The sequence below is a fragment of the Vibrio sp. Vb1574 genome (assembly GCF_033338675.1).
This window is the reverse complement of record NZ_JAWOTC010000036.1, coordinates 18514-32855: the sequence shown is the minus strand read 5'-3', so window position 1 is coordinate 32855 and position 14342 is coordinate 18514. Positions and strand designations below refer to the sequence as shown.

General features: G+C 41.5%; 8 protein-coding genes. 3 read left to right on the top strand and 5 right to left on the bottom strand.

All coding sequences use genetic code 11. The features are described from left to right. Positions 1 to 1318: 1318 nt before the first annotated feature. Positions 1319 to 2890, top strand: a complete 1572-nt coding sequence (locus R7O12_RS18315) for a hypothetical protein (protein ID WP_318126217.1) — start codon at positions 1319 to 1321, stop codon at positions 2888 to 2890. A 134-nt stretch (positions 2891 to 3024) separates the two neighbouring features. Here R7O12_RS18315 and R7O12_RS18310 read toward each other — a convergent pair whose 3' ends face one another. After that, on the bottom strand, positions 3025 to 3396 hold the full coding sequence (locus R7O12_RS18310) for a hypothetical protein (protein WP_069524880.1): 372 nt from the start codon (positions 3394 to 3396) through the stop codon (positions 3025 to 3027). 230 nt (positions 3397 to 3626) lie between these two features. On the opposite strand from R7O12_RS18310, the gene R7O12_RS18305 reads away from it, so the two are divergent. Together R7O12_RS18305 and R7O12_RS18300 are read left to right on the top strand one after the other, a co-directional pair. Further along, entirely contained in the window at positions 3627 to 4439 is an 813-nt protein-coding gene (locus R7O12_RS18305) for a hypothetical protein (RefSeq protein WP_069524879.1), read from the top strand. A 5-nt stretch (positions 4440 to 4444) separates the two neighbouring features. Continuing rightward, the gene (locus R7O12_RS18300; protein WP_130545505.1) at positions 4445 to 6532 is read left to right on the top strand and encodes a hypothetical protein; all 2088 of its coding nucleotides are present in this window, start codon (positions 4445 to 4447) and stop codon (positions 6530 to 6532) included. 580 nt (positions 6533 to 7112) lie between these two features. Here R7O12_RS18300 and R7O12_RS18295 read toward each other — a convergent pair. From R7O12_RS18295 to R7O12_RS18280, 4 genes are read right to left on the bottom strand one after another with little or no spacing between them, the layout of a single operon-like run. Beyond that, positions 7113 to 10337, bottom strand: a complete 3225-nt coding sequence (locus R7O12_RS18295; RefSeq protein ID WP_130545506.1) for a type I restriction endonuclease subunit R — start codon at positions 10335 to 10337, stop codon at positions 7113 to 7115. Between the two features lie 16 nt (positions 10338 to 10353). After that, on the bottom strand, positions 10354 to 11283 hold the full coding sequence (locus R7O12_RS18290; protein WP_130545507.1) for a COG2958 family protein: 930 nt from the start codon (positions 11281 to 11283) through the stop codon (positions 10354 to 10356). After that, positions 11283 to 12563 (bottom strand): restriction endonuclease subunit S, encoded by a 1281-nt coding sequence (locus R7O12_RS18285; RefSeq protein ID WP_411913085.1) that lies wholly within the window; start codon positions 12561 to 12563, stop codon positions 11283 to 11285. The genes R7O12_RS18290 and R7O12_RS18285 overlap by 1 nt, the downstream gene beginning before the upstream one ends. A gap of 28 nt (positions 12564 to 12591) precedes the next feature. Beyond that, positions 12592 to 14295: a type I restriction-modification system subunit M gene (locus R7O12_RS18280; RefSeq protein ID WP_203344597.1), complete on the bottom strand. Its 1704-nt coding sequence runs from the start codon at positions 14293 to 14295 to the stop codon at positions 12592 to 12594. Positions 14296 to 14342: the final 47 nt, after the last annotated feature.

Below are 14342 nucleotides of genomic sequence, written 5' to 3'. Positions count from 1 at the left end.
GGTGATTATAGGCACATCCAGTGCCTGAACTACGGTGATTTTGGGATCGCTCACTGCCTAAGGCTGGTGATTATAGGCACATCCAGCACCTCAACTATGGTGATTTTGGGATCGCAACCGCTAAACACTGGTGATTATAGGCACATCCAGCACCTCAGCCATGGTGATTTTAGGATCGCAACCGCTAGACACTGGTGATTATAGGCACATCCAGCACCTCAACTATGGTGATTTTGGTATCACAACCGCTAAACACTGGTGATGATAGGTACATTTAGCACCTGAACTATGGTGTTTTTAGGATCGCTCATCGTCTAAGTCTACGACGATAGGAACTAACACAGTACAAATCCCTATGAGTGGACTCCGTACACTCAAAAGCGCTTCCATCAAAATCCTAGTTCTATAATCAATAACAGATCCTACTGGTTACAAAAGTTACACTCATCTAAGTGAAAATTGTAACCGAAAAGAGAATATAAAACAGACACTTATAAAAAGGTTACTTTTTCCGAAAAAAAATGTAACCGATGAAACCCTTACTGCACAAGGGTTAGAGCCACTTGGTTACATTTTCCTACCTACTCTTATTAAATGAAAAGTGAAAGTAATAAAAATAGTAAATGTATAGAGTCATGGATTTTGCTCTAAAATGTAACCCTTTTAGTTAAAGTATTGATTTTTAATATTTTATTCGGTTACAAATCGATATAATCGGTTGTAACCCAACGTAACTTTTGTAACCCGTTTTATATATGCGTGAATTATATAGGAGTTTGCGGTTACATTTTTTGTAACCTCCTCCTCGCCAAGAGAAAAAACACTCAATTTTATTTTTCCAATTTTTGTTGGTAGTATTTCATTGTTGCTTTGATTGTTGTTGAGGTGGTTCTCGACAATATGCAACTATCTCTCGTTTTTGGCTTGGGATTATAGATTGAACCTTAGATACCCGCTCCTGAGTGGGTATTTTTTTGTCTAAATTTTTTGAATTTTTATTTCATATACATTTGACATCAAAGAAAGAAAATTACTAACCTTCTTTTTGTGGGCACAAATTGATTTCAATTTTAACCATATTCGAGGGACTAACCACCTCTCGTTAGTGAATCTATAAATCCAAAAAAACGAATAATAATGAATAATACCTCTTTTGGCGGTAATCCCGCACCCCAACACCAACTAACTGAACTCATAAAAGTCAGAATAACCACTACTCAAAAAAATTGGCTAAAAACACAACCTAACGCTTCGAGATTAATTAGGGATGCGATTGATGAGTTGATGAGTAAGTCTCTAAATAGAGTTGGTGATGGTCATGGAAATGCTTAATAATGTTGTATCTATTGAAAGCTCGATAGATAAGGTAGATGCGCAATCTCTCAAACTTGCGAGTGAAATTAAATTCAAAATCAATAAACTTCTGGGTGTTACCTCGCCTGAATCTGTCGATTGGCTAGATATTCCTATTGATTGTCGTGCCCTTCAAAGTCAGCTTAATGGATCATTTTATTCGAGTACTAATCGACGTATTTATCTAGTTAATGAGCAGGGTGCTCTCATCCAGTTTGAGGGAAGTGAAGCAGTCTCTGCTTTATCACGACGATATGGTTCATTTTTTGACGATTTGGAGTTGGAGAGTATTGTAGAAACTCCTGTTCGCCGCCTTACTGACGGGAAGGCTGAGTACAGATCATTACTAAAACAAATCCTCGAAGTGCCATCAAAATCATTAATCAGCTTCATAAAATATTATTCTCAGCAAGATAGAATTGATATTGAGGTTGATATATTTGCTCAGGATAGCTACATGCGATTAACACCTGACGTAGCTACCGTTCGATTTAATCACATTCCATATGAGTGTGAGATTTTAGAAGAAGACCTTCGTGACGATGTTATCAATGATTACAAAATGCATTTTCCTGAGTTTGACGATTTTCTAAAACTTATTGTTGCAAGTCGTTTCGCTCGCGATAGAAAAAAATGCTACCTCTGGCTAAAGTGTGATTCGGATTGGGGTAAAGGCTTTTTGTTTAATGAGTTAAAGCGAGTTGGTTTAGTTGCGAACACAAGCGTAACCGAAGTGGAAAAAATGATGTCTGGCTCTCCAGTAGCAAAAGATTTTTCTGTATTTAAACGCGCTCTAATTCTTTGGGTTGATGAGTTCAAATCTGTTAAATCGGAGATTAAAGAACTTTGTTCAGAGATAACCATTTCTCCCAAAAATCAGCTTAGCGTTAGTGTGCCTCTTTATACCAAGATTTTCACCTCAGCAGAGAGTGTAAGTTCCCTAGCAAACGAATACGGAGTAGAAGATCAATTTGCTAACCGATTCAATATGATTTCTGGAGAAGGAAGCATAGAATCCCGAGCAAAATGGGCAGAGGTTGGTAAGACTGTATACGGCGATCATGTATGTAGTTATGCAGTGCATACCATCAATAAAATTATAGAAGACCTACGGGTGTTGGGGCGTTCTGATGCAGCTATAGAAGCAGACCGAGTCATCGCTGAATTTTTCTCTAGCTATGGTATAGATAAGAAGTTCAATCGTCTATCTGATGGACTGGATATGGTTGTTTCAGAAGTATCTTCATACATCTATGAGCGATACAAAAACCATCCTTCAGTAATAATGGTTGAGGGTTATATTTATCTCAAGTCTGCTAGTAAAGAGGTTGGCGGCATAATTACAGATATTTTTGATAAAAGCATGGCTGGAACATACATCAAAAAGAAGGACGAAATTATACGTAAACTGAGCTTATCTGGTGAAGGCGTTAAGGTAATAAAACTAGATGGTAAAACGGTACGTGCAGTTATAGTTAGAAAGCCAGAAGATTTTAATATTAACACCACGCCTGAGCATACAGAGCCTCCATTCTAAAGCAAATGAAAGCCTCCTTAGGAGGCTTTTTTGGGATTAATTCTTTAGGTAGTTTATGAACATGAACTTTTCCATTTTTAGTCTTATGTAATATGTGGTTATTAAGCAGATACTCTATAATACCTTGTCTGTAATTATTTGTTTTTATTGTCATTAGTTTTAATTTTATTTTTGAATTTTCTAGTGTGTTGCGGTAGATGTTTTTGTATAAATAAATCTAGTTGATATTCTGGGATATTTATATAAATCGAAGCATCCTTTTTCGATATACCAAATCCACTTTTAAATAGTTTTGTTAGATGTTTATTTGAGAATCCTCTTGATTTATATATATCAATTATTTCTTTGAATTCTAATAGTTGATTTTCATATTTAGATTTCAATCTATTAATCTGAATAGGCTTAAGTCTACCACTTTCGACCTTACCCAAAACCAACTTCAAAAACTCTTTTTTTTGCGCCTCATTGAGGTTAAGGTGTTCAATTGAAACTTTCTTTTTTGTCATAATATTTATTCGTTTCTCATTAATTATAGTAACCACAAAACTTTGATTCAAATATGTAAATTTGTGTAGTCAAAAAAATATAGTACCATTAAGTTAGGTGGAGAACGAAATTGTGGAGGCACGTCCAGATTGTTTACATTTTTGCATCCGCAAACAACAACCTCGTGCTTTAAGGGAGGCCCTTAAAAATCCCATTCATTGTCTCCGTCAATAAAATATAAATAACTATTATGACAAATAAAGAGAGTCAAAATAAACAAAAGAAAAAGAAGGAGACTTTAAATAAGGTTATTGGTTTCAGAATCGACAATAATTTAAAGGCTGAACTAGAGCCTCTTTTACTGAATGGAGAAAGCTTAAATATCTTTGCTAGAGGAATGATTGATATTGATAGAATAGTTCCTCCTGTTGATGTATCTAGAGATCTGATGGCTGTGTCTATTTTGGAAATTGAAAAGTCTCACTTTGATTCATTTTCAAAGATATTTTGGGGGATGATTAATAATGAAGAATCAATAAAATCAAAAGTCGATTTTCAGCTAACAAATTACCTAATCTGTCTTAGAAAAATATGCCACCTTCTTACAGTGCATAACTCAACGTTTCCTAAGCCAGAATCTTCGATTCGATACCTCGGTAATGAAGGCGATGATTTTGTATCTGAAGGTGTTATTTTTGATGAGGATGTAGAGGAAAAAAACAGCACAAGTTCTGTTGTTTGTTTTAGAGTCACCGACTCGCTCTACAGCCAACTATATGACAAGGCAGTCGGGACTGAATCTGTTCAACAACTATGCAAATTAATGCTAAAACCTAACTACAAAATCCAACCTGTAGATCTTGGTTACATTAACCTAATTCTTAAGACTGAGCGGTTCTATTATTCACGCCTAAATAGTGTTGGTAGAGCGTTAGTAACACTACAAGAAAGGTATTCTGGTTTAGATATGAAATTTGTGCTCATTTATAGACAAATGTCAGCTCTAAAATTTTTGATGGAGGAAAGCCTTGGTAAGCATATAAAAGTAGTTAAAAAGAAATAAACACCATGATTATTAGATTTTCAACGCGCATTAATGGCATCGGTGACTACCTTGTGAACGGCAGGGTTAGAACCACAGGGGTTCATCGGGATGAGTACGATACACGAGTCCCAATTCATGGCTCATTAGAGGCCATCGAGCGGGACGCAAATTGGATTGCAAAATACAGAAGCAAATGGGATGGAGCGTACAAGCACATTACTATCAGTTTTGATGAGACAGATGTAAAAAAATACAGCGAAATACCGACCAGTGAGCAGTATGAGGTGCACAAGGCTATTGTTGATGAGGTGCTTCGCGCAAATGTTCCTCATCGTGATCTTGATGAGCTTAACTATTATGCAGAAATGCATATTCCTACCAGAAAGCACATGCTCGATGATAATGGTCAGCGCCGCAAGCCTCACTTACATGTTGCTGTGTCTCTCCTTGATCATAAGACTCAGAAAAAATTAGAGTTTTATAACCCTAATGATTTGTCATATCACTCAGCCGTTCAGTCAGAAATTAACGCTCGCTATGGATTTCTAGATCCAGTCACGGTTATGGAGAGAAACGCAGAGCAACAAATTGACCGAGTTACACCTGTAAAGGGTAAGAGTACTAGCCACAAGGTGAGGCAAGCTCTGATCAAGCATCTACAGACCTGTAAACCCAAATCTGGAGCAGAACTAACTAAGGCTCTCATGGATTTTGAGCATATTGCTCCCGTCTCATCACCGATCACGCCTGTCGCAACCAAAGGCACTAAAGGTAATCGCTATCTTAAGATTAAAATAAATAGCAAGAAAGGTCGTGGCCGTAGAGGGGAATGGCGCTCACTGAATGTTAGAGGTGAGGGACTGGAATTTTTAGAGTATCTCTATGACAAATATCGTGTTGATTCATCCAATGAAGCAGTGGTTGATAAGTCTGTCAGAAAATTTAAGCGCGAATTCATGAGTGATACTAGCTCTCCGTTTAGCAACAACCTGCTAACTTCTGTTTTTTCGGACAAAATTGAGCCTAAGCTTTCTGCTAAATCTCGCCGAAAGCGAGTTGATAGTGAACTCAATTCTGGAGCAAACTTCCGAGTAGATCTGAGAGATAATCATGAGTATCGCCGCAACCTAATCGACGAAAAACGTAAAAAATTCTTATCGAAATCACCCAACCGATCTACAAAAGAAAGAGAGGAACAGGCGAGGAGAAATAAGCAGTTAGCTATTGATGAGAGTCGCAGATTCATTAGGGAGTTAACGAGGCAGCAAAGACAGTTTTACTGTATTTACAAGACCAACATCGATAAAGATTTTGTTGAGGATGGTAAGTTTTTTAAACCTCGTGAAAACCCAGATCAGAACCATTTCTATAGTAAGAGGTGGGGGTGTTACATCATCGATCATGGAGATATGATCACAGCCGACACATCCTCTAAATCACCTCTCGATAAAATTGCTGCTCTAATGGTACAACAGGGTCTAGCTAAAGGTTGGGCGTTGGATAGCATACAAGCAACTGAAGGCTCAAGCGATGAGTTTAAGGCTGCTGTAGCTCGCGCAGTGGAAGCACAGAGAAAAGGTTTACTCTCAGATGAAGTGCAAGAGCTAAATGTCAGAACTACAAAACTAACTACTCACTCAAGGTATAGAGAGCCACCAAAAAATCTATACACAGACCGTTTTGAAAAGGAGTTGTCAGAGCGTGTAAATCGTAAGGCGGGAGCTATTTGTAGTCACGCTAAAAGCGCCGTTACTTCTGAAATGATTAAAGCTATCCTTAAACGATTTAAGCCTCTTGGTCGCGCTCCTGATTTTGATACCCTTCAATTTGAACGTAATGATAAAAATCACCTAATCATTATTGTTGGTGGTCGTCGTTATAATGCTATAGATCTGCTGAACAAGGTTATGGGCATCTCAGTTAGTGATGCTGTGGACGAAATCAGCAGACAAATTGAGTTAGCTAAACCGCAAGAGAAGGAGGTATTAGACGATAGTACTGACAGAGGGATCGGCGGTGGCTCTGGACAGAATACTACCCCCGAACCAGAACCTAAGTCAGCACCTGCCAAACCTGAACTACAATTAAAAAATCCCCTAAAAGTTGGCTGATAAGTATGGGGATCTAAACCAGAGAGATTCAGTGCTTAATCTGAGAGTAGTAAGGTGTTGATGTAAAGGTGTTTTCGTAATTGATGTAACAAGCAGAAATGGAGTTGAAGAAATCCGTTTTGTTGTTAATAAAAAAGAGGCGTTACGCAATAGGTTTTGTTAGAGATGTAACTGGTTGTCATCCCGATGAAGCCATTAGATAGGCTTATGTGCATACATTTGCTGCTCCTAGAGGATGGACACAAAGCTACACGATAAAGAAAGGATGCGTCGCGTAGGTAGTCCTAGAAGATTTCCTGAAGGGTAGGAAAGCGACAATATTAGCGTTAACCCTAAAAACCAAGTATTAACTACTTGAAATAGCCTACATTCTGTTTGTTAGTTTAACAGTTTCGCTGAGATATACCGCGAGATGGCAGAATTTTCACTAGTGAAAAAATCGCTGGTTTAACGATTTCGCTGAAATATATGGCGAGATGGCAAGTTTTTCACTAGTGAAAAATTCAGAGACTTTAAAAATTTCTGAGTGATGCCTAAATTAGCCCATATAAAAAGGCAAGGGTTTCCCTTGCCTTTTTAGTTACTTATACCACCCATCAGCCAATACTTCTGCTTGATCCAGAACCAGCTTAATCGCCTCTTCAGCGGCATCAGGTGGGTACTTCCAGCGACGCAATAAACGACGTACAAGGTTACGCATCCTTGCTCGCACACTCTCACGTTTCTGCCAGTCTACCGTAGCGGACTTACGCAGTTGGTGAGTGAGTTCAATGGCGAGTTGACGCAGGTTATCGTCGCCTAAGGTACGCACAGAAGCTTCGTTGGTGACCAAAGCACGGTAAAATGCAATTTCATCGGTAGACAGGTTGAGCTTTTCCATCATCTCGCTATCCGCCTGCATTTCTTTGGCCCACTGGATCAGTTCTTCTATTACCTGTGCGGTTTCAATACTACGGTTATGGTATTTGCGCAGCGATTCCATGATGCGCTCTGAGTATTTTTTCTCTTGCACCACATCGTTTTTCATTCTTGCTTTCACTTCGTCGCGCAGCAGTTTTTCTAGCAGTTCTACGGCTAAATTCTTCTCTTTCATATTGGCAACATCTTCCAAAAACTCAGGAGAGAGCAAGCCAATATTGGGCTTATCTAAGCCAACGGTTTTGAAGATGTCATCGACTCCATCTGCCACAATGGCATTGTTGAGGATCTGGCGCAAAGCAGAGTTGCGTAGTTCGTCGCTGCGTTTTTTGTCAACCGTAGAATGTTTTAGGAATGCTGTTTTAATCGCTCCATAAAAGGCAATTTCGCTCTTATAGCCGTCCACTTCATCCAAGGTATTACATAGCGAGAACGCTTTCATCAGTGCAGCCATGACATCTAGGAAGCGGCGTTTACCATCACGAACTTCTTCGCCTTTGCTGTTGCGGTGTGAGAGACCAGATATATGGTTCACGGCTCCCGGAAGCAGTTGCAGAGGTTTGGTTTCAAAACCTGGACGATAGTTGAATACATCACCATCGACGGGCATGGCAAACATACCGCGAATCACGTCTATTTTTTCCATGAAGACAGCGAAAGCTTCGGCGGTGTCGACGGTGGGCTGACCTTTCCCTTGACTGTTGGTATAGGTCTTAAGTGCGTTTTTAAGCTCATTGGCAATACCAATATAGTCAACAACCAAACCTCCGGGCTTATCCTTAAACACGCGGTTCACACGCGCTATCGCTTGCATAAGATTATGGCCTTTCATTGGCTTGTCGATATACATGGTATGGCAGCAAGGTGCATCAAAGCCTGTTAACCACATATCGCGCACAATAACCAATTGCAATTCGTCATCGGTATCTTTGTAGCGTTTCTCGAATAACTTCTTGGTTTTCTTATCATGGATATGAGGCTGCATTTTTGCTTTATCAGCGGCGCTGCCTGTCATGACGATTTTGATCGCGCCTTTGTTTGGATCTTCGTTATGCCATTCGGGTTTGATAGCCACGATGGCATCGTATAAATCCACACAAATCTCGCGACTCATGGCAACAATCATCGCTTTGCCCGGAAAGGTTTCACAGCGAGTCGTAAAATGCTCTACCAAATCTTGGGCAACTTGTTTGATTCGCGGCTCTGCACCAACCAGTTTCTCAAGTGCTGACCACTGCGATTTTATTTTCTCGCGACTTTCCGTTTCTTCGTCTTCGCCAATCTCCTCTTCGACCTGATCGTTAAGCGCTTCGATTTCATCTTGATTAATATCGAGCTTGGCTAAGCGAGATTCGTAATAAATCGGCACTGTCGCGCCATCATCGACCGCGTCTTGAATATCGTAGATAGAAACATAATCACCAAAGACACCGCGAGTGTCTTTATCGTCCATCGATATCGGTGTACCTGTAAAACCAATAAAAGCGGCATTTGGCAGCGCGTCACGCATGTATTTGGAGTAACCATAAACATAACGCTGATCAATCACATTGCCATCTGCGTCTTTAACATCTACTAAGCGAGCTTTATTGCCATACTGGCTACGGTGTGCCTCATCGGAAACCACCACGATATTCGAGCGCTCAGAAAGAATCGGATGTGCCATTTCTTCATCGAGCAGCGCAAACTTTTGTACGGTTGTGAAGATGATGCCACCGGATTGACGATTGAGCAGTAAATCGCGTAATGAATCACGATCTTCAGCCTGCTGAGGGATTTGCTTCAACGTTTCTTGCGCCATGGTGAAGGTATTGAATAGCTGGCCGTCTAGGTCATTACGGTCGGTAACCACTACTAAGGTTGGGTTATTCATTTCTGGTTGTTGCAGCAATTTACTTGCGTAACAGACCATCGAAATGCTTTTTCCACTTCCCTGAGTATGCCAAACCACACCCGCTTTTTTACTTCCGGGCACCACGGTATTGGCGTAATTTGCTCGTGGCTCTGTAATTTGGTCAGACGTTGTGGCAGCCGTGACGGTTGCCTTAACAGCAGCTCGGACGGCATGGAATTGGTGATAACCTGCGATTTTTTTGATGATCTTGTCGCCATCATTTTCGAACAACACAAAGTAACGAATATAATCGAGCAACAGTTCAGGCTTAAAGAAGCCACGCACCATGGTCTCTAATTGGAATTCGAGTAACGGTTTATCGTCTTCACTCTCTATCGTCTTCCATGGCAAAAAGCGCTCTTTGTTCGCGGTAAGCGAGCCGACTCGCGCCGTCCAACCATCAGAAATGACCAGCGCTTCATTGAACACAAAGAGGTCAGCGATTTCTTCTTTATAAGTTTGGATTTGATTGTAAGCATTCCAAATATCGGCGTGATCATCGGCTGGGTTTTTCAGCTCTATCACTGCCAAAGGCAAGCCATTGATAAAGACAATCACATCTGGCCTACGATTGACTTTGGTGCCTGTGATGGTGAACTGATTGACCACTAAGAATTCGTTATTCTCGCGGTTCTCAAAATCAATTAATCGAACATGAGTATGCTTGGTCACCCACTGTTCTTGCTCCATTACCGAGTATTCAACAGGCACACCTTCGATTAAATATTGGTGAAAAGCCTTGTTATTTTTGATCAGGATTGGAGTTTGCTGCGTGGCAACGGTTTTCGCCACTTCGATTAAGGTGTTACTCGGTACAGTCGGGTTCAACGTTTCCAGTGCCGACACTAAACGTGCTTGTAGCGTGACCTGCTGATAGTTTTCACGCTCGGGTGTGTCACCATCCGGCGCGATGTCATAGCCATTTTGGTATTGATAACCAAGTTCTTTAAACCAATCGAGGCATTGTTGTTCTAGTTGCTCTTCAGTAATCATTAAGCCTTTATCCTTATTATTTATTCCATGCGCTCTTAATCAACCGTCCGGTTTGGTTATAAATGCCAACCTGCTCAATGTAATGGTGGAAATCCCTATTTTCAGAGACGATTCGGTTTGCAGATTGCCAATCCACGTTGACTCTCTCTTGAGCTGGAATGAGTATTTGGCTATCAAACAAAGATTCAGTATCCAGAATCAGTACGCCAATCCCGTGCAAGCTCGACAACATTTGCAGCTCACCTTCAACGTCGCTATTTAAGCCTGTGGCAACAAGGTAGCCGAAATTGGCCCAACTCGAATTCGATACGGCTTGGAAAAAGTATTTTCGTACATTGCCTTTGGTAAGATGTTTCTTAACTTCAAAAGACCAAAGTCGAACCGAGCTGTGATTCCCACTGCGCACACAGCTTCTCACAATTTCATCCCAACCTTGGTCGAGCGGCTCTAGCGCCACCACATCAGGATGTAACCAGTGATTGCCACCGTTGCCATGAGAGTTTTTAGATTTACGCTCGTCAATGCGCTGACAGTAAAGACCCAAATCCTTGCTGAGGTACTCAATCAACATTGGGTAGAGATCGTGCTCGCTTAAGCTTTGCGGCACGAGAGGAGTATCGATGTCTGATTCATCTGCATCGCTAAGATCATCTTCCTGATGAGCAGATGTAGGCTTCTGCTCCCAGTAATAAACCCGAGGTCTTGGTTTGTCACGAGTGGCGACATTAGGACAAACGATTTTCGCTCTTTCAGTACGTTCCCCACCAATTTCTGCCGCGAGCTGGGCGATAAGCTTTTCTTCGGTGTTGTATCGCGGGTTTGCTTGCTTCTCAGCGATTTCTTCTGGATATCGAAGCACAAATTCTTTGGCTAAATCCCGAGCAGTAAACTTCTTGTCGGGGTTCGCCTTGAGCGTTTCGATAATCATTTCTACTCGGGTTGCCATTATTCGACCTCTGCTAATTCTTGAGCTTGTCCTAACTCGATTTCGCCGGAAAGCAATTTAGGAAGTAGTGTGTCACGGAGGTTGGCTAGCTCAACGCTCTCCTGCAAATTGCAAATACGAAGCTTAAATAAGTTTTCGACTTGAGCATTAAAAGCCTCTAGTAATGACTCTGGAACACTCAATACTTCAGTGCTTTCAACAAGCCCTTTGCTAATGTTTTGTTGTGCTGAACCAACAGCTTTTCCTGCTAATTCTGCTACCCGACTTTTAAGCTGTAGATAGTTGTACCATTGATGCTCTTTTTTAGGCATCAATGCACAAACAGCTTGGTTCGTCGTCAAAGGTATTGATGTTAGGGAAACTTCACCTGCGGTCGCACCATAGAGAGCTACCAACGTTGATAACTCAGGCACCCATTTAGCTGAAGACTTATCCAACCCCAACTGGGTAATTCGATTCTCAACTGACGTGATGATTGATTGTCGAACTTCACCGGAGGTCAACCACGGGATATCACCGTCATCCCAATATGAAGATTCACTTCTCTTAGGGGTGCCGCCATTTTGAACTTTGGAACAAAGATCTTTAATAGGCTTAATTTCCCAACCTTCAGGAATCAAACCCAACTCAGACTCAACTAGCTTATCGGGGAATAGCGAGGCAGTAGCTGCATCCATACCCTCTGGTTGCTCGCCGTTCATCTTGGCTTTGACTGGATCGAAATCGACAAACCACGACTTGAAGATGGCTTGTGCCATTTGTTCAAGGGTTTGGTTGGTTTGGGTGTTTATCGATGCTTTTTTGTCTATATCCGACAAGGTTTTACCAATTGATATACGCACATCCTTGGGCGGTAATCTAAATTCGAATGCTAATATTTGCTTTCCACTTATATGCGGCACAGCAGTCCCCGTCTGCACTAGTTTTACATATTCAGTGAAAGCCCTTGAGCCAATGATAAACTTAAGGAAGTCCTGATCATCTGGGTCATTTGCCCTAAGACACGCTACTCGTTGTACGAGATAACATGGTAAATCACGACTTTCTATTTGAGAGAATTTCAACCCAGCTTCGATCCATGGGCGATCCATTGCTAGAATTACATCATTTTCTCTAAGTAAATAATTCTTGTGCTTGTCTACTAAATTTTCATTCGTCCAACGCTTGACGTTTTCCCAGCGCAGAGTACCTTGAGCAACATTGTCCCCTCTAAGCAGTTTCGTGCCCTCAACGTCAGAGAACTGTTTGCTTTTAAAAGGAAACCCTGTAAACAATGACACAAAGTCACCTAAAGTCGATAAAGGCCAATTACAGCTCATAACCCAACCCCGCTAGGTTCTTCTTTATCTCAGCTTCTAACGCCGCTGACGCTGCAAACTGCTCGCTCAATTTAGCAGTTAGGGTTGCCATCTTTTCACCAAATGGGACACCATCATCTAGCTCTTCAGCAGCACCAACATAGCGCCCCGGAGTGAGCACAAAATCGTGTTTCTTAATATCTGCCAAAGTTGCGGATTTGCAGAAGCCTGCTTGGTCTTCGTAGACCACACCATTAACTTCTTCACCCGTTTTCCAAGCATGGTAGAGGTCAGCAACTTTCTGAATATCGTCACTAGTGAAATCACGCAGTACACGGTCTTTCATATAGCCAAGGTTACGCGCATCAATAAACAGCACTTCGCTTTTACGATCACGCAGTTTTCGACCCGACTTATCAGTACGTGCTTTCTTGTTTTTGGTTAAAAACCAGATACAAGCAGGGATCTGCGTGTTGGTAAACAGTTGTCCCGGAAGTGCAACCATGCACTCAACCAAATCGTTATCGACCAATGCCGCACGAATTTCTCCTTCGTTGTTAGTGGTCGAACTCATCGAACCATTAGCAAGAAGTAAGGCTTGAGAACCATCTGGTGCAAGGTGGTACAGCATATGCTGCATCCACGCAAAGTTGGCGTTACCTGATGGTGGTGTACCATAAACCCAGCGTGGATCGTTATCGTCAACACCCGTATTCCACTCTTTCATGTTGAAAGGTGGGTTAGCCATGATGAAATCGGCACGTAAATCTGGATGTTGGTCATTGGTATAGGTACTGGCAGGTTCCTTACCAAAGTCATAATCCAACCCACGGATTGCCATGTTCATCGCAGCAAGCTGCCATGTGGTGTAGTTGTACTCCTGACCGTAAATCGAGATTCTTTGTTTTTGCGTGAGTGGGTCGATATCTTTTTGGTTGGCTCTACGTTCAATAAACTTCTCTGATTGCACAAAGAAACCACCGGAACCCATTGCAGGGTCATACACACGGCCTTCAAACGGTTCAATCATCTCAACAATCAGCGAAACGATTGATGCAGGCGTGTAGAACTGGCCGCCTTTCTTACCTTCAGCAAGCGCAAATTGGCCTAAGAAGTATTCGTAAATATGACCAAGAATATCTTTGCTGTTAAGCGACTTATGATTGAATGGAATGGTCGCTATAAGGTTAATCAGCTCATTCAATTTTGCCTGATCAATTTTTAGCGATGCGTAGTGCTTGTTGAGTACACCTTTTAACTTCTGGTTGTCACGCTCAATCCCCTCCAATGCATTATCAATCAGGTGACCAACAGACGTGATTTTCTTCGTCTTACCATCAATAACCAAATCGGCACCGCCAATGACCATCGGGCCATTGTCTTGCAGGAACTTCCAACGAGATTCAGTAGGTAACCAAAACACGTTTTTCTCTTTGTAGTAATCACGCTGTTCCAGCTCAATCGCGATTTCTTGTTCAAGTTCTTCAGCCGTGTAACCTTCAGGATCGAGGAAGTACTCGTGATCAGGGTTAGCGAAGTCTTGTTTTAGTTCTTCTTGGCGAAGCGTGAAGGCGTCAGACACGTACTTAACGAATATTAAGCCAAGCACCGCATGTTTGTATTGAGAGGCATCGAGTGACGCACGGAGTTTGTCTGCGGCTGTCCAGAGCTTGCTTTCCAGCTCTTTCAGGAATAGTTGTTCTTGTTCGTTCATTACGGGTTTCTTGAGTTCGAAAAATTGGCCTTATGATACCAGTAACT

Bases quoted from the DNA above. Each gene is read 5' to 3' on its own strand.
- R7O12_RS18315 (WP_318126217.1), top strand. From the start codon at position 1,319: ATGGAAATGCTTAATAATGTTGTATCTATTGAAAGCTCGATAGATAAG.
- R7O12_RS18310 (WP_069524880.1), bottom strand. From the start codon at position 3,396: ATGACAAAAAAGAAAGTTTCAATTGAACACCTTAACCTCAATGAGGCG.
- R7O12_RS18305 (WP_069524879.1), top strand. From the start codon at position 3,627: ATGACAAATAAAGAGAGTCAAAATAAACAAAAGAAAAAGAAGGAGACT.
- R7O12_RS18300 (WP_130545505.1), top strand. From the start codon at position 4,445: ATGATTATTAGATTTTCAACGCGCATTAATGGCATCGGTGACTACCTT.
- R7O12_RS18295 (WP_130545506.1), bottom strand. From the start codon at position 10,337: ATGATTACTGAAGAGCAACTAGAACAACAATGCCTCGATTGGTTTAAA.
- R7O12_RS18290 (WP_130545507.1), bottom strand. From the start codon at position 11,283: ATGGCAACCCGAGTAGAAATGATTATCGAAACGCTCAAGGCGAACCCC.
- R7O12_RS18280 (WP_203344597.1), bottom strand. From the start codon at position 14,295: ATGAACGAACAAGAACAACTATTCCTGAAAGAGCTGGAAAGCAAGCTC.